Origin of the sequence: Niveispirillum sp. KHB5.9 (assembly GCF_048066115.1) — a bacterium.
Lineage (GTDB): Bacteria > Pseudomonadota > Alphaproteobacteria > Azospirillales > Azospirillaceae > Niveispirillum.
The window spans coordinates 46,430-62,762 of sequence record NZ_JBLTYX010000021.1; the positions used below are offsets into that span (position 1 = coordinate 46,430).

General features: G+C 66.9%; 12 protein-coding genes. 9 read left to right on the forward strand and 3 right to left on the reverse strand.

Annotated features, from left to right (window positions below; translation table 11 throughout):
- The first annotated feature begins 78 nt into the window (after window positions 1–78).
- Together ACM9HJ_RS25280 and ACM9HJ_RS25285 are read left to right on the forward strand one after the other, a co-directional pair.
- The gene (locus ACM9HJ_RS25280; RefSeq protein WP_416574561.1) at window positions 79–801 is read left to right on the forward strand and encodes an IclR family transcriptional regulator; all 723 of its coding nucleotides are present in this window, start codon (window positions 79–81) and stop codon (window positions 799–801) included.
- A gap of 416 nt (window positions 802–1,217) precedes the next feature.
- The gene (locus ACM9HJ_RS25285; RefSeq protein WP_416574562.1) at window positions 1,218–3,893 is read left to right on the forward strand and encodes a TonB-dependent receptor; all 2,676 of its coding nucleotides are present in this window, start codon (window positions 1,218–1,220) and stop codon (window positions 3,891–3,893) included.
- Between the two features lie 58 nt (window positions 3,894–3,951).
- Here the strand turns inward: ACM9HJ_RS25285 and ACM9HJ_RS25290 are convergent, their stop codons facing one another.
- Together ACM9HJ_RS25290 and ACM9HJ_RS25295 are read right to left on the reverse strand one after the other, a co-directional pair.
- Window positions 3,952–4,791, reverse strand: coding sequence for an SMP-30/gluconolactonase/LRE family protein (locus ACM9HJ_RS25290; protein WP_416574563.1), 840 nt, complete (start codon window positions 4,789–4,791; stop codon window positions 3,952–3,954).
- Entirely contained in the window at window positions 4,778–5,944 is a 1,167-nt protein-coding gene (locus ACM9HJ_RS25295) for a mandelate racemase/muconate lactonizing enzyme family protein (RefSeq protein WP_416574564.1), read from the reverse strand. Before ACM9HJ_RS25295 ends, ACM9HJ_RS25290 begins: the two co-directional genes overlap by 14 nt.
- Before the next feature lie 167 nt (window positions 5,945–6,111).
- Here ACM9HJ_RS25295 and ACM9HJ_RS25300 point away from each other — a divergent pair, with 167 nt between their 5' ends.
- The 7 genes from ACM9HJ_RS25300 to ACM9HJ_RS25330 all read left to right on the forward strand — a co-directional run bounded on the left by ACM9HJ_RS25300 (window position 6,112) and on the right by ACM9HJ_RS25330 (window position 15,347).
- The gene (locus tag ACM9HJ_RS25300) at window positions 6,112–7,365 is read left to right on the forward strand and encodes an MFS transporter (protein ID WP_416574565.1); all 1,254 of its coding nucleotides are present in this window, start codon (window positions 6,112–6,114) and stop codon (window positions 7,363–7,365) included.
- 1 nt (window position 7,366) lies between these two features.
- Window positions 7,367–8,095 (forward strand): SDR family NAD(P)-dependent oxidoreductase, encoded by a 729-nt coding sequence (locus ACM9HJ_RS25305; protein ID WP_416574566.1) that lies wholly within the window; start codon window positions 7,367–7,369, stop codon window positions 8,093–8,095.
- Between the two features lie 4 nt (window positions 8,096–8,099).
- Window positions 8,100–8,957 (forward strand): aldose 1-epimerase, encoded by an 858-nt coding sequence (locus tag ACM9HJ_RS25310; RefSeq protein WP_416574567.1) that lies wholly within the window; start codon window positions 8,100–8,102, stop codon window positions 8,955–8,957.
- Between the two features lie 114 nt (window positions 8,958–9,071).
- Window positions 9,072–10,424 (forward strand): hypothetical protein, encoded by a 1,353-nt coding sequence (locus tag ACM9HJ_RS25315; protein ID WP_416574568.1) that lies wholly within the window; start codon window positions 9,072–9,074, stop codon window positions 10,422–10,424.
- A complete protein-coding gene (locus tag ACM9HJ_RS25320; RefSeq protein WP_416574569.1) occupies window positions 10,421–12,967 on the forward strand; it encodes an ABC transporter substrate-binding protein in 2,547 nt (848 codons plus the stop codon). The genes ACM9HJ_RS25315 and ACM9HJ_RS25320 overlap by 4 nt, the downstream gene beginning before the upstream one ends.
- Window positions 12,964–13,776 (forward strand): ABC transporter permease, encoded by an 813-nt coding sequence (locus tag ACM9HJ_RS25325; RefSeq protein WP_416574570.1) that lies wholly within the window; start codon window positions 12,964–12,966, stop codon window positions 13,774–13,776. The genes ACM9HJ_RS25320 and ACM9HJ_RS25325 overlap by 4 nt, the downstream gene beginning before the upstream one ends.
- A complete protein-coding gene (locus ACM9HJ_RS25330; protein ID WP_416574571.1) occupies window positions 13,773–15,347 on the forward strand; it encodes a dipeptide ABC transporter ATP-binding protein in 1,575 nt (524 codons plus the stop codon). Before ACM9HJ_RS25325 ends, ACM9HJ_RS25330 begins: the two co-directional genes overlap by 4 nt.
- Here the strand turns inward: ACM9HJ_RS25330 and ACM9HJ_RS25335 are convergent.
- Window positions 15,299–16,330, reverse strand: coding sequence for a P1 family peptidase (locus ACM9HJ_RS25335; protein ID WP_416574572.1), 1,032 nt, complete (start codon window positions 16,328–16,330; stop codon window positions 15,299–15,301). The genes ACM9HJ_RS25330 and ACM9HJ_RS25335 overlap by 49 nt on opposite strands.
- Window positions 16,331–16,333: the final 3 nt, after the last annotated feature.

Here is a 16,333-nt window from a genome sequence, read left to right on the forward strand (position 1 = left end):
CCTGTGCTAAGTTCCGCCCCGCCGGCGCACATGTGTGGGAGGCCGGTATCCGCTCCTCTCCCGCACGCCGGTGGTCCCATGAAGGTCAAGCCAAACGCGCAACCTAACCAGAGCCTGATCGACGGCATCGCTACCCTGCAGGCACTGGCCGCGTCCCCGGCGCCGGTGGGCAATCGGGAACTGGCGCGCCAGCTGGGGTTCGATGCCACACGCGTTAACCGCCTGCTGAAGACCCTGGCCTATCTGGGCATCGCGCGGCAGACAGCGAACCGCAAATACACGTCGGGCCCCGGCATGCATGTGCTGGCGGCGCAGAGCCTGTTCGCGTCGGGCCTGATCCGCAATGCCTTGCCGGTGCTGGAGAAGCTGCGCCGTTTCGGCCATACCGTGGCGCTGGGCGTGCTATGGCGGGACAATGTCAGCTACCTGTTCCACGCCCCGCCGACGGTGGAGACGGCGCAGGGCCTGGGCCGCATCGGCCTGCTGCCCGCCAGTTCCAGCGGCATCGGTATGGCCCTCCTGGCCCAGTATGATGATGAATATGTGGCCGGGCTCTATGCGGACAAGGAGGAGATCCCCTCCTTCCCTGGCGGCCTGCCGGCCTTGCTGGCGGCCCTGGCGCAGGTGCGGGCCCAGGGGTACTCGCGGGTGGCGGTTGGCCCGGATCTGGATCGGCATACGATCGCCGTGACGGTGGAGAATATCGGGGCGGCGGTCGGTGTGTCCGGCTGGATCCCGGAAGCCAATACCGACCTGATCGTCGAGGCGCTGCGCCAGGCGGCGCAGGAAATCCGGGACTGAGCGTTCCCCTTGTCAGGAACGATGGATGATGGTCGCGGACAGGGCGGCGAGCCCTGACGCTTGCCTGCGCCTCGTTGGATTAGGTGCTGCTATGAAAGCATCAATCCTGAAAAGACATGGCTGAATGAGTCCGCTGCCCATCACACGTCGATTTATCTCATTCATAGCAACATATCGTTTGGAGGTGCGGCCAAAGCCGCCCTTTCGACCTGGTCCAATATTGCTTTGAAATGCCTGAATTTGTCATGATTTCTGACATCCTGATGGGAAGGCCACAGGAACGTCGCACTTAAAATGTTGCTATAATATAAACACTAAGCTTGACGCTTCCGCCGTGCCGGGATAATTTCCACCTCAACAAGGGAAGCCCGGGTCCGCGTTCGCGCGGTCAATCGGCGACAAGGGAGGAGAAACATATGAGTGTGCGGGTTCTCAAAACGGGCACGAGCGTCGCGGTCATGGCCGCGGCGATGATGGCCGGCGGCAGCGCCCTGGCCCAGGACGCGCCGGCAGCGCTGGAGGAGATCGTCGTCACCTCCTACCGCCAGGGCCTGGCCAAGGGCGTGGACGTGAAGCGCAACTCCCCGCAATTCGTCGATGCCATCGTGGCGGAGGATATCGGCAAGTTGCCCGACGTGAATGTCGCGGAATCCCTGCAGCGGGTGTCCGGCGTGCAGATCAAGCGCTCCCTGGGCGAGGGCACGCAGGTGTCCATCCGCGGCCTGACCCAGAACCTGACCCTGATCAATGGCCGCGACATCATCGACGCCGCCGGCCGCGGCGGGTCGGGCATCGACACGCTGGGCACCGGCAGCTACGGCTTGCTGGCGCAGCTGCCGTCGGAGATCATCCAGCGCCTGGATGTGACCAAGCTGGCCTCGGCATCCGATGTCGAAGGTGCGCTGGGCGGCACGGTCAATATCATCTCCGCCAAGCCGTTGAGCGCCAAGGATGATGTGACGGCGTTCTCCGTGGAAGGCATGGTGAACGACCGCAAGTCGCGGGGCAATTATCGCGGCTCGCTGCTGCTGTCGCACAAGTTCAGCGATGATTTCGGCGCGTTGCTGAACGTCTCCTATTCCGACCGCACCATCCGCGACGAAAGCGCCTTCTCCTTTTCAGGATACCTGCCGTTGACGGCGGCGTTCGACAGCGGGGCCACGGCCAACCGGCTGGGCACGGGCGGCACCGCCATTTCCCGCGATCCCAATGGCGACGGCACGCCGGGATATTACCTGGCCGATATCCGCGACACCCAGATCGACGACAACCGCAAGCGCCTGGGCGTCAACGGCTCGCTGCAATGGCGACCCACGGACAGCACGGAATTCTGGTTCGACACGCTCTATTCCAAGCAGGACATCACGCGCGACCGCTATTGGCTGTCCACCAACCTGTCGACCAGCGGCAGCGCCTATACGTCGCTGACCTTCTCGCCCACCGAGACGGTGATCGCCGGTACGCTGAACACGGTGGTGCAGGGCAATACCGAATATTACACCAATGACGGCACCACCCTGTCGTCGGGCCTGGGCGGCCGCTGGTCGGGGGAAAGCCTGGAGGTGACGGGCGACCTGTCCTATTCACGCTCCAAACAGTACGGGTTGCAGACCTTCCTGCGCGCATCGACCAAGAGCAATTACCCGGTGACGTTCGAGTTCCGCGATGTCGATGTGCCGCAATGGTCCGTGGCCGGGCTGAACATGACCGACCCCAGCCTGTTCCGCTTCACCAACGCCTTCGACAATGCCGATCAGGCCGTGTCGGAGAACAAGGCGGCGCGGTTGGATGCCAGCTACAGCCTGGACACGTCATTCCTGTCGGCCCTGAAGACCGGCCTGCGCTTTTCCAAGACCGATGTGGCCATCGACAAGTGGCAGACGCAGCTGGGCATCAATGTCTCCGCCGACACCGTGCCCGACAGTTTCGAGATCAAGACGCTGGACATCCTGAAGGGGGCCAGCGGGTACACGCCGCTGGCCTATATCTCGCCCGTGCTGTTCGGTGGTTCCAAGACGCTCGCCTGCCAGGTGACGGGCACCACCTGCACCCCGCGCGTGCACGCGCCGCTGTCATCGTTCGAGACGGCGGAGAAGGATTGGGCCGGCTATGCCCAGGCCGATATCGATACGGAATTCCTTGGCATGCCGGTGCGCGGCAATGCCGGCATGCGCTATGTCCATACCGATTTCACGGCCGAAGGGTTCCGCACCACGGCCGGCAGCGCCAGCACCTTCCTGCCCACCACCTATGGCAAGAAATATGATGATTTCCTGCCCAGCGTGACGCTGAACGCGGAGCTGATGGAGGATGTCGTACTGCGCTTAGGCGCTGCCAAGGTGATGGCGCGGCCCAATTCGGCCGACCAGAATCCCGGCGTGACCCTGGACCCGATCGCGTCACTGGCCGTGGGCGCCATCCCGACCGGCACGGCGGGCAATCCGCAGCTGGACCCGTTCCGGGCCAAACAGGTTGACCTGTCGCTGGAATATTACTTCAAGCCGGCCTCGCTGTTGTCCCTGGGCCTGTTCCGCAAGGATCTGGCCACCTTCATCGTGTCCAAGGGCGCGTTCGAGACGTTCGACAATTACCAGTACCTGGTGCGGCGCCCGGTCAATGGCACGGGCGGCGACATCAATGGCATCGAGGTCAATTTCCAGGACAATTTCGACTTCCTGCCTGCCCCCTTCGACGGGTTCGGCATGGTGGCGAATTACAGCTATATCGACAGTTCCACGCCCTTCATCAGCCCGCGTACCGGCGAACAGCTGCCGATCCCCGGCCTGTCAAAGAACAATGTCAATCTGATCCTGTTCTATGAGAAGGGCGATTATGGGGTGCGGCTGGCCTATAACTGGCGCGATACGTTCATGGACAGTATCGCGGCCGGCGGCGACGGCGTGTTCTTCGACACGACCCAGGACCTGTCACTGTCCACCCGCTGGCAGTTCACGCCCGAACTCAGCGTCGATATGCAGATCTCCAACCTGCTGGACAGCCGGGTGCGGCAGTTCGGCGGGGTGGAGGATGCCACCAAGCTCTATGCGCTGAACGGCCGGACCTATTCGGTCGCCCTGCGCGGCAAGTTCTGACCTGCTTCCTTCCCTCCACCCGCCGGCACCGGTTTCTCCCGGTGCCGGCGGTTTTTTGTCACCAACCAAACACCGATACCGCCAAGCCCTCGACCGCCGTCTTGAAGACCAACGGTCGCCCCGACAGCGGTGTGTCGCGCAGCTGTGCATCGCTCAACCCCCGCCTGGCGGTGGTGACCAGCATGCAGCCGGGGGCGAAGGCTAGGCTGGTGGGCCGGGGGACCAGCACAGGCAGCAGGTCCAGCAGCTGCCCGTCCGGTGACAGGCAGGCGATGGCCGCCCCGTCCCACAGGGCCGACCAGATGCGGCCCTGGACATCGACGGCCAAACCGTCGGGCTTGCCCATGGAAACGGGGAAGCGGAACAGCATTTCGCGCGGACCCAGGCGGCCGGTTTTCAGGTCGAACGCGTAGCGGTAAATCAACCGCTGCCCGGTGTCGGTCAGGTAGAACCAGCGGTCATCGGGGCTGAAGCCGATGCCGTTGCAAACATCGAATCCCCTGTCCATGTGCATGATGTCCCCATCCACCCGATAGAGCGTGCCCAGCCCCGGTGCGCCGGCGAGCCCCATGCTGCCGATCCACAGCCGCCCAAGCCGGTCGCACTTGCCGTCATTGAAGCGGGCGCCGTCCAGCGGCGGGGTGGGGCGGGGGATCGGCCGGCCGCCTTCGGTGAAATCCGCGATCCGGTCGTGCGTGGCCAGCAGCCAGCCACCGGCAGCCTTGGGCACGGCCAGGGCCAGCGGCACGCCCGGATCGATGCTGCGCAGGCGGGTTCCGTCCCAGAGGTGCATGCCCCCGCCGCCGCCATCGATCCAGGACCAGCGGTCATGGGCGGGGTGCCAATGCGGCCCCTCGCCCACGTCGCAAGTGACGGGCAGCGCCTCAGGCGACGACATGGCGCCACAGTTCCTCGCGCGGCTCGATACCCAGGCCGGGCGCGTCGGGCACGTGATAGAAGCCGGCCTCGCACTTCATCGCCGTTTCGAACAAAGGCAGGTGGCGCGGCAGAACGCTGTTCTGGAATTCATGCCAGGGCAGATCATGGATGGCGGCCGATGCCTGCAGGCTGGCGGCCATGAAGATGCCGAAGCCGATGGTGGCGTGCGGCATGGTACGGGCATGATGGACATCGGCCAGGGCGGCCATGCGCATGAACTGGGTGATGCCGCAGCGGCCCATCTCCGGCTGGATGATGGTCAGGGCGCCCGATTTCAGGCGCAGATGCGCGTCATGCACGGTGCGCCATTCCTCCCCACCCGCGATGGGGATGCTGGACCCTTGGGCCACGCGGGCCAGGCCGTCCAGATCCTCGTACCGGCAAGGGGCTTCCACGAAGGCGATGTCGTAGGGTTCAATCTTGCGGATGATCGACAAGGCCTCCGCCGAGGTATGGACCCAGTGCAGGTCCAGCATCAGCGTGATGTCGGGAAAATTTGCCCGCAGGTCGCGCAGCAGGGCGACATAGTCGAAGCTGGTGGCGGCATGCACCTTGAACGCCCGGAAACCCTTGTCATACAGGGCCCGCACGCTGTCCAGCCTTGCCGCATTGTCGCTGCCGGCGATGTTGGTGATATAGGCGGGGATGCGGTCCCGCTGCTGCCCGCCCAGCAGCTTGTGCACCGGCCGGCCCAGGATCTTGCCGCACAGGTCCCACAGCGCGATATCGACCGCGGCCAGCGCGTCCAGCCAGAAGCCGGACGTGTAGCCCCGCACCCGCATCATGTTGTACAGGCTCTGCCAGATCACCTGCACATCCAGCGGGTCGCGGCCGCGCAGCACTGGCTGGATCAGGTCCTTGACCAGTTCGCCAACCACAGTGCCGGCGGCGATGCCATAAGTCTCACCCCAGCCGACCCGCCCCCCTTCCGTGGTGATCCTCAGGATCACGGTGCGGTCGTCCGCCGGATAGATGGTGCCGTTATCGTCATCGACGATATAGCCCCGCTCATTCACCGGCGGCTGCCGGCCCATATGCGGCGACTGGGCGCGAGGAATGCGCAGATAGATCGCCTCTACAGTGCGGATGGCATCGGCTTGTACGCTTGGCATATCGCCTCCTGGGTAAATTTTTGCTATATTAGCATCATATATGTCGGACGCCTAGTGCTGGCGCTGCATCGCAGATTTTTGTTGCTATAATATCTACATTAACCTAGCCTGACCCCAGGCCTTCGCAGAAAGGCCGTTTCAGGGACGGAACAGGAAGGCTTTTGCCCGTGCGCGAAGACGCCCTTGATGGACGTATGCCGCCGGCCCCCAATCGCTGGGTGGTGGTGGCGCTGCTGTCCGCATCGACATTCCTCAACTATATCGACCGGCAGATCCTGGCGCTGCTGGCCCAGCCGATCCAGCATGAGCTGGCGATGGATGACAAGGGCTATGCCTTCGTTGTTTCCGCCTTCATGGTGGCCTATATGGCGGGCAATCTCGTCTCCGGCTGGATGGTGGACCGGGGTGGTGCGCGCTGGGCCATGGCGTTCTTCGTGACCTGGTGGTCCGTGGCCAGCTGCCTGTCGGGCCTGGCGCAGGATACGCACCAGCTGGCGGCCACCCGCTTCGCTCTGGGTCTGGCGGAGGTGGGGAATTTCATCGCCGCCCCGGTACTGGTGGCGATCTATTTTCCGCCGTCACAGCGGGCATTGGGCATCGGCATCTATACGGCCGCCGCCATGTTCGGCGCCGCCCTGTCACCACCGCTGATCACCGGGCTGGCGGCGGCCACGGGCTGGCGCCCCGCCTTCCTGATCACCGGCGGCATCGGCCTGCTCTGGACCGCGGCCTGGCTGGGTTGCGTGAAGGGTGGGGCCGCGGCACCGTTGCCAACGGGCGGGGCGGCCAAGGCGGGACAGGGCGCCATCGACCTTCCCACCTGGTGGGACGCATTGCGGACGCGGCAGGTCTGGGGCATCGCCCTGGGCATCACGCTGACCTGGCCCGTCTGGTATTTCTATCTGAACTGGTTTCCCAAATATCTGGTCGATGAACGCGGCCTGTCGACGCTGGAGATGGGGGCGAAGGCCTGGATCGTCTATCTGGCGGCGGGCATCGGCTGCCTGGTCGGCGGCAGTGCCAGCGGGTTGCTGGCCCGGTACGGATTGCGGCCACGCACGGCGAAGCTGTGGGTGCTGGGGGCCGTCTGCATCCTGGCACCCGTCGGGGCGGGCAACGCCTGGGGCCCGCCGGTCGGGGTCAGCCTGGCCTTCGCCGCCGCCGTGGCCCTGCTGCACATGTTCTGGCAGGTGAACCTAACGGCCCTGCCCACCGACCTGTTCACCAGCCGGTCGATCAGCAAGGTGATGGCCCTGTCCGGCATCGCCAGCGGCGTGGCCGGGATCGGCACCACCTGGCTGATCGGGCAGCTGGTGGGGCAGATATCCTACCGGCCGATGTTCGCGCTGATGGCCGTGGTCTATGCGCTGGGTTTCCTGGCGATCCTCTGGCTGTGCGGCCGGGGCGGGAAGGGGGAGTGAGATGCGGTTCAAGGACAAGATCGCGGTGATCACCGGGGCCGGCAGCGGCATCGGCCTGGCCATCGCCCAGGCTCTGGCCGCCGAAGGGGCCAAGGTGGCGGGGCTGGACCTGCGGCCCGGTCCGGCGGGGTTGGGATTGACCTGCGACGTGGGGGACGACGGGGCGGTCATGGCGGCGGGCGACAGGGTGCTGGAAAGCCTGGGCGTGCCCGACATCCTGGTCCATTGCGCGGCCACCACCTTCAAGGGGCCGGTGCTGGACACGCCCATGGGTGATGTCCAGCGCATCATGAATATCAATGTCCATGGTGCCTTGCGGCTGGCCGGCCGGTTCCTGCCCGCCATGCGGCAGCGGCGGTCGGGATCGGTGTTGTTCATGTCGTCGGTGAATGCGGAATTCGCCACGCCGGGACAGGGTATCTATGCCGCTTCCAAGGCGGCCATCGACAATCTGGTCAAGACCCTGGCCGTGGAACTGGCGCCCGACGGCATCCGCATCAACAGCATCCGCCCCGCCTCGGTGGCCACGCCGCCCATGGTGGACAGTTTCAACGCCCTGCCGGACGCCGATGCGGCGATCCGCGCCAATGTCGCCCGCCATCCGCTGGGCCGCTGGGGACGGGCCGACGAGGTGGCGGCGCTGGCCGCCTTCCTGCTGTCGGATGAGGCCGGATGGATCACCGGCGCGCATTACGCCATCGATGGCGGTGCCGGCGTCACGCGGCGATAAGGGGGTGAGGCTGCAGGGCGGCGGCTGGTCCCTGGTTCTGGCACCGGAGATGGGTGGATCGGTGCTGGGCCTGTACCATGATGGCCAGCCGGTGCTGCGGTCCGCGCCGGCGGTGGCAGAGGTGCGGGAGACGGCGTGCTTTCCACTGCTGCCCTTCGCCAACCGTATCATCGATGGGCGGTTTTCCTGGCAAGGGCGGGATATCGCCCTATGGCCCAACTTCCCCCCGGAACCGCATGCGGTGCACGGGCTGGGCTGGCAACGGCCCTGGCAGGTGGCGGAATGGGGGACGGATCATGCCATGCTGGTCCTGGACCATGCGGCCGATCCATTCTGGCCGTTCGACTTCCAGGCCCGCCAGCATTTCCGGATCGGTCCGGACGGGCTGCGCGTCGAACTGAACCTGCGCAACCGCGCAGGTGGAGTGATGCCCGCGGGTATCGGCCTGCACCCCTATTTCCCGTGCTGTCCATCCACGATTCTGCGCTTCCGCGCGGAGGGGGCGTGGCTGAACGGGGATCATGGCCTGCCCGACCGGCGGGTGCCGGGAGGGGCATGGGATTGCCGCGACGGGCGGCTGGTCGCGGAACATCCGCTCAACCATGATTTCGATGGATGGGATGGGGTGGCCGAGATCATCGGGCCCGATGCGCCGGCCATCCGGGTACAGGCCGGCGGTGCCTTGCGCTGGCTGCGCATCTTCGCCCCCGCCGGCCACGATATCCTGGCCGTGGAACCGGTCAGCCATGGGGCGAACGCCTTGGCACGGCCGGACCCGGCGGCATTGGGGTGCGTGGCGCTGGCCCCGGATGCGGTGCTGTCCGGATGGATGCGGATTTTTGTTCGGTATCCTAACTTTTAAGGCGCCCCCAGCCGCACGCCCCCCATTCCCCCGGCGGCGTTGATCAACTAACCTGCCGTCGGCCGGGTCCGACGCGGACGTTGCCGACTTCCTGGACCGCAACATGGGTGCGTGATGGCCAAGGACCTGCTGGGCAATTCCGTGACGGTACCGGAAGGGGCATTGTCTGCCATCAATGATTTCGTGGGCGGCATGATCGCGTACGAGGCGCGGGCGCTGAACATCCTGGAGGCCGCCGAGGCGCCCGATGCACCGGCCCTGGTGCATGTCTATGCCGGGTTCCTGAACCTGCTGGCCGAGGCGACGGGGGCGGCGGAGGCCGCCCGCCCACATCTGGCGGCCGCACGGCTGCGGCTGGCCTGTGCCAACGAAAGGGAGGTGCGGCTGGCCAATGCGCTGTCCGCCTGGATCGATGATGATATCGAGGCGACGGTCGCCATCCTGTCCGCCATCCTGGCCGATCATCCACGCGACCTGACCACGCTGAAGCTGCTGCATTACCACCAGTTCAACCATGGTGACTTCCCCGCCATGCTGCGCGCGGCACAAATCGTGGAGGCAACGGACCCGCACCTGCCCTATCTTGGCGGCTGCCTGGCGTTCGCCTATGAACAGTTGCATCTGCTGGACGCGGCGGCGGCGGCGGCGCGTGCCGGTCTGGCTCTCGTGCCCACCGATCCCTGGGCCCAGCATGCGCTGGCCCATGTCTGGCTGACGCAAGGCCGGATCGGCGAAGGTCTGGCGGCGCTGACCGCATGGTCGCCGGGCTGGCAGGGGCTGAACAGTTTCATGGTCACCCATCTCTGGTGGCACCTGGCTTTGTTGCACCTGGGCCGGGGCGATGCGGACCGGGTGCTGGAGGTCTACGACACCCAGGTCTGGGCCCACGCCAGGGATTATTCCCAGGATCAGGTGGGGGCGGTGTCACTGCTGGCCCGGCTGGAGCTGGCCGGGTACGGGGTGGGGGATCGCTGGGCCGGGCTTGCCGCCTATCTGGCGGCGCGGGCCGGGGACGTGGTGCAACCCTTCCTGTCGGTCCAGTACGCCTATGGATTGGCAAGGGCCGGGCGGGCGGAGGCCGACGGCCTGCTGGCCGCCATCGCCCGCGCGGCGGAAAACGGTCCGCCCCATAGCCGGGCCACCTGGCACGACGCGGCCCTGCCGCTGGCACGGGGGCTGGTCGCCCTGGCGCGCGGCGATGCGGAGGCGGCCCTGCCGTTATTGTCCGACGCCGTGCCGCGGCTGGCCCGGTTGGGCGGCAGCCACGCGCAGCGCGACCTGTTCGCGCAATTCCTTCTGGATGCGCAGATCAAGGCCGGTGCCTGGATCGAGGCGCAGCAGGCCCTGGAACTGCGCCGCGCCACCGATCCCGGCAATGTGCCGCTGAACCGGGCGCTGGCCGCGCTTTATCGCCGCCTGGACCTGCCGCAACTGGCTGAACAGGCCGAAATGCGGGCGGTGGCATGAGGCTGCTGAACTGTCTTCTGGCCGTGCTGGTCCTGCTGCTGGTCCCGGCCGCTGCCGCTGCCCCGCGCGACACGCTGCGCATCGGCCTGCAGCTGGAACCACCCAATCTGGACCCGACAAGCGGGGCCGCCAATGCCACGGACGAGGTGGTCTATGCCACCCTTTTCGAGGGGCTGGTGCGCTTGGGCCCCGACGGGTCGGTCCAGCCCCTGCTGGCCAGCGGCTGGACCCTGTCGGCGGATGGCTGCACCTATGTCTTCGACCTGCGTCCCGGCATCCGCTTCCATGATGGCGCCCCGCTGACGGCCGATGATGTGGTGTTCAGCCTGTCGCGTGCCATCGGGCCGAACTCCAGCAATGCCCAGGTCCAGGCTTTGCGCGGTGCCATCCGGTCCGTCACGGCGACGGGGCCTTTGCAGGTGCGTTTGGAACTGGCGGAACGGGATTCCGGCTTCCTGACGCTGATGGGCCTGGCAGACGCGGTCATCGTGTCGCGCGGTGCTGCCGACGCTCTGGCAACCCAACCGGTTGGGACCGGGCCGTTCCGTTTTGCCGATTGGCGGCGGGGTGATGCGGTGGTGCTGGACCGGTTCGATGGTTATTGGGGAAGGCCGGCCCGGCTGTCGCGGCTGGTCTTCCGCTTCATCGCCGATCCCAACGCCGCCTATGCCGCCATGAAGGCCGGCGACCTGGACCTGTTCCCGGATTTCCCGGCGCCGGAGGTGTTGGACCGGCTGGCCGCCGATCCCCGTCTGAAACTGGCCATCACCCCGTCGGAAGGGGAGGTGATCCTGGCCATGAACCAGCGCACCGGCCCCCTGGCCGATATCCGTGTGCGCCGGGCCATCGCTCATGCCCTGGACCGGCAGGCGATCATCGACGGATCGGTCCATGGCCATGGCACGCCCATCGGCAGCCATTTCCCACCGCAGAATCCGGATTACAAGGACCTGACGGGCCTTTACCCGTACGACATCACCGCCGCCCGCCGCCTGCTGGCCGAGGCCGGATATGCCAAGGGTCTGGATCTGACCTTGAAGCTGCCGCCCCCCAGCTATGCAAGGCGGGGTGGGGAGATCGTGGCGGCACAGCTGGCCGCCGTGGGCATCCGCGTGCGCATCCGGAACATCGAATGGGCCGCCTGGCTGGACGAGGTCTATAAGCGCCACGATTTCGACCTGACCATCGTCAGCCATATCGAGCCGTTCGATTACGCCATCTATGGCCGCACCGGCTATTATTTCGGCTATGAAAGCCCGGCCTACCGCGCGCTGCTGTCCGATCTGAAGGCGGCCCCCGATGCCGGCACCCGCCATCGCATCCTGGGCGACCTTCAGCAACAGCTGGCCGGGGATGCCGTCAACGGCTTCCTTTACCAGTATCCGCATCTGGGTGTGCAGGACCGGGATCTGGCCGACCTGTGGAACAACAGTCCCAACCAGATGCTGAACTATGCCACCGCGCATTTCGGGGCGGGTGGCGGTGAGGGTGGTGGGGGACGGGCAAAGGATGGCGGCGATGCCGGCTGGACGCGCTGGCTGCCGACGGCCGCCTTGGTCGTGCTGCTGGGGGGCGCCACGGCCTGGTTCGGCGCACCCTACATGCTGGCGCGGCTGTCGGTGCTGGCGGGCACGCTGCTGGCGGCCAGTCTAGTGATCTTCATCCTGGTGCAGGTGGTGCCGGGCGACCCCGCCGCCTTCATGATGGGCCTGAACGCCAGCCCGGAAGCCATCGGAAACCTGCATCGGGAGCTGGGTTTGGACGGCCCTGTCCTGGTCCGCTATCTGGATTGGGTGGGCGGGCTGCTGCACGGTGATTTCGGCATTTCCTATACCTATCGCGTGCCCGTGGCCGACCTGATCGGGGAGCGGCTGTCGCTATCGCTGCCGCTGACCCTGCTGGCCACGCTGCTGTCCGTCGCCATCGGCCTGCCGGCCGGGTATCTGGCGGCGGTGCGGCAGGGGGGATGGCTGGATGCGGTGCTGTCCTGGACCATGCGGGTGGGCATCGCCGTGCCGGGTTTCTGGCTGGCCATCCTGCTGGTACTGGTCTTCGCCCTGGGCCTGGGCTGGTTCGCGGGCGGCGGTTTTCCGGGATGGGATGCCGGGATCGGTGCCGGCCTGTCGGCGCTGGTGCTGCCCGTGCTGGCACTGGCCTTGCCGCAATCGGCCATCCTGGCCCGCGTGGCGCGCGGCAGCCTGATCGACGTGCTGCATAAGGATTTCATCCGCACGGCGCGGGCCAAGGGGCTGGGCCGTGCACAGGCCATCCGCCGCCATGCCCTGCCCAACGCGCTGGGACCGGTGCTGACGGTGCTGGGGCTGCAGGTGCCGTTCCTGCTGGCGGGGGCGGCCATCGTGGAGAATGTGTTCTACCTGCCGGGTCTGGGGCGGCTGGTGTTGCAGGCCATCGCCCAGCGCGATTTGATCGTCGTGCAGTCGGTCGTGGTGCTGCTGGTCGGCTGCACGGTCTTCGCCTCCCTTCTGGTCGACATGGCCTATGCGCTGGTCGATCCGCGCCTGCGCGACGGAGGGGCGGCATGATCCGGGGCAATGGCACCTTGGTGGCCGGATTGCTGCTGACCGGGCTGTTCGTGGCGGCGGGTTTGTTGTCGCTGGTCTGGACGCCCTATGACGTGACCATGGTCGATGTGGCCAACCGGTTGCTGGCGCCATCGGGGGCGCATCCGTTCGGCACCGATCATCTGGGCCGGGACCTTCTGTCGATGATCCTGGCCGGTGCGACGACGTCGCTTTCCGTCTCCCTGCTGGGCGTGGGCGGTGCCTTGCTGATCGGCGTGCCGCTGGGCCTGCTGGCGGCGGCGCGGGGCGGCTGGGTGGATGAGGTTCTGATGCGCACGGGCGATCTGGTCTTCGCCTTTCCCTGGCTGATGATGGCCATCCTGCTGGCGGCGACATTGGGACCGGGGGCATCGAACGCCGTACTGGCCATCGCCATCCTGAACATCCCCGTCTTCGCCCGCCTGACACGGGGGGAGGCACGGCGGCTATGGGCCCTGGATTTCGTGGCCGCCGCGCGGCTGGCCGGCAAGGGACGGGCGCGCATTTCCGCCGAACATATCCTGCCCAACCTATCCGGACCTTTATCGGTGCAGGCCACCACCCAGTTCTCCCTGGCCCTGTTGGCTGAGGCCGGCCTGTCCTATGTCGGCCTGGGTGTACAGCCGCCAGCGCCGAGTTGGGGCCGCATGCTGGCCGATGCGCAGACCCTGATCGGTACGACCCCCTGGCTGGCCATCGCACCGGGGGCCGCCATCCTGCTGGCGGTGTTCGGCCTGACCTTGACCGGTGACGGGCTGGGCCGGCATTTCCGGCGGGGAGAGGCGGCATGAGCATCCTGTCCTTTCAGGAATTCGGTGTCCGTTACGGCGACCGAACGGCCCTGTCCGGCCTGACGTTGGATGTTCGTGCCGGCGAGATCGTCGGCCTGATCGGGGAATCCGGATCGGGTAAATCCACCGCCGCCCTGGCCGCCATGGGCCTGCTGCCCGACAATGCCGGCCTGTCCGGACAGGTTCTGCTGGATGGGCGGGGCTGGGCCGGTCTGACAGCGCGGGAGGGGGATGCCTTGCGCGGCCGTGTGGCGGGCATGATCTTCCAGGAACCTCTGTCGGCACTGAACCCGATCATGTCCATCGGCGCGCAGGTGGCCGAAGCCGTGCGTGGGTCGGCGGCGTGGAAGACAGCGGAGGGGCTATTGGCCCGTGTCGGGTTGGACCCGGCCGAGATTTCCCCACACCGCTTCCCGCATCAGCTTTCGGGCGGGCAGCGGCAGCGGGTGGGGATCGCCATCGCCATTGCCGGCGAGCCCAGGCTGCTGATCGCCGATGAGCCCACCACGGCGCTGGATGTGACCAGCCAGGCGCAGATCATGGACCTGATCGTGCGGTTGGTGCGGGAGGAAGGGATGGGTTTGCTGCTGGTCAGCCACGATCTGGGGCTGGTGGGTCAGGTGGCCAACCGTATCGCCGTGCTGAAAGATGGAATGCTTGTCGAACAGGGCGAGGCCCAGGCGCTGCTGACCCGGCCGCAGGCACCTTATATGCAAAGCCTGCTGGCCCGCGCCCGCCACCGGCCGCTGCGCGATCATGCGGTCGATACCGTGGCCCCGCCCGTCCTGTCGGTGACGGGACTGTCGCGCACCTATCCCGGCCAGCGCCGGGGGTTGTGGCGCCGGGGGGAGCCGGTGCGGGCCGTCGCCGATGTCAGCTTCACCATCGCGCCCGGCGAAACGCTGGGTGTGGTGGGGGAAAGCGGGTCGGGCAAATCCACCCTGCTGCGCTGCGTCCTGGGCCTGGACCGGCCGCAGGCGGGTGTTGTGTTGCTGAACGGCCGGTCGGTTCAGGATAGCCGTGGCGATGAACTGCGTGCGCTACGCCGGCAGGTGCAGGCGGTGTTCCAGGACCCGGCCGGCAGCTTCAATCCGCGCCAGACCGTGGCGAGGATTGTGGCAGAACCCTTGTATCTGCTGGATGAGCCCTTGATGGCGGCGGAGCGGCGGCGGCGGGTGGAGCGGGTCCTGTCGTTGGTCGGCCTGTCGGTGGAGGATGCCGACCGCTATCCGCACCAGTTCTCCGGCGGACAGCGTCAGCGCATCGCCTTGGCCCGCGCCCTGATCGTGGAACCCAGACTGGTGGTGCTGGACGAGGCGGTGTCGGCGCTGGACGTGTCGATCCGGGCCGACATACTGGATTTGCTGGCATGGCTGTCGGCGGAACTGGGGCTGGCCTATCTGTTCGTGTCGCACGATCTGTCGGTCATGCGGGCGGTGACCGACCGGGTGCTGGTGATCCGCCAGGGCCGCATCGTGGAACAGGGGCCGACGGCGCGGGTGCTGTCGGCACCCGACCATCCCTATACAGCGCAATTGCTGGCGGCGACGCCGTCATTGCCCGACGCGTGATACACCCCGCGGGCGATGGCGCGGGCCAGCACATCGGCGGCGGCGGCACCGATGCGGGCGGTCTGCCATTGCCGTGTGCGCTCATCGCCCAGTGCCACGGCACCGCTGCCGATGGCGAACACCAGATCGCCATCGAACGGCGTATGGACCGGCCTTATGGCGCGGGCCAGACCGTCCTGGGCCATGATGGCGATGCGCTTGGCCTCCAGCTTGTCGATGGCGGCGTTGGTGGCGACCACGGCCAGGGTGGTATTGGCACCGGGCTGCAACCGACCCAGGTCGCGCAGGCGCGTATGGTCGGGCGTGGGATCGCTGACGGGCGGGGTGTGGGGTGCGGGGCGGTGGCCACCGAACTCCCCATCGATCTCATAGGGCCAGGCCCAGAAGGTCCGGCCGTCAGGCATATAGACTGAGCCCACGGGGTTGACCGCCACCAGCGCCGCCACGACCAGCCCGTCCCCCAGATCCAGCGACGCCGTGCCGATGCCGCCCTTCACATATCCCGCCATGGCACCACGCCCGGCCCCGACGGAGCCCAGGGCGAAATCGGTTCCCGCCGCCGCCACGGCCCTGGCACCCAGGTCGCGATAGGGGGAGAGCTCCCCCCAATCCTTGTCGCCTTGATTGTTCAGGTCATGCAGCACCGCACCGGGCACGATGGGGATGGCCCGGCCGCCGGGACGCAGGCGCATGCCCACCTGCCGTTCCGACAGATATCCCATCACCCCGTCTGCCGCTGCCAGCCCGAAGACCGACCCGCCGGACAGGGCGATGGCATGGATGCCGCCCACGATGTTTTCCGGCGACAGGGTCTCCGTCTCACGCACGCCGGGGCCGCCGCCGCGTATATCCACGGCGGCCACCCATTGTCCGGCACAGCGGATCACGGTGACGCCGGACCCGATCCTCTCATCCGTGGCGTGGCCGACCAGCAGCCCGTCAATATCGGTGATGCTGTTGCGGGGGCCGGGACGTAGGCTCATCGC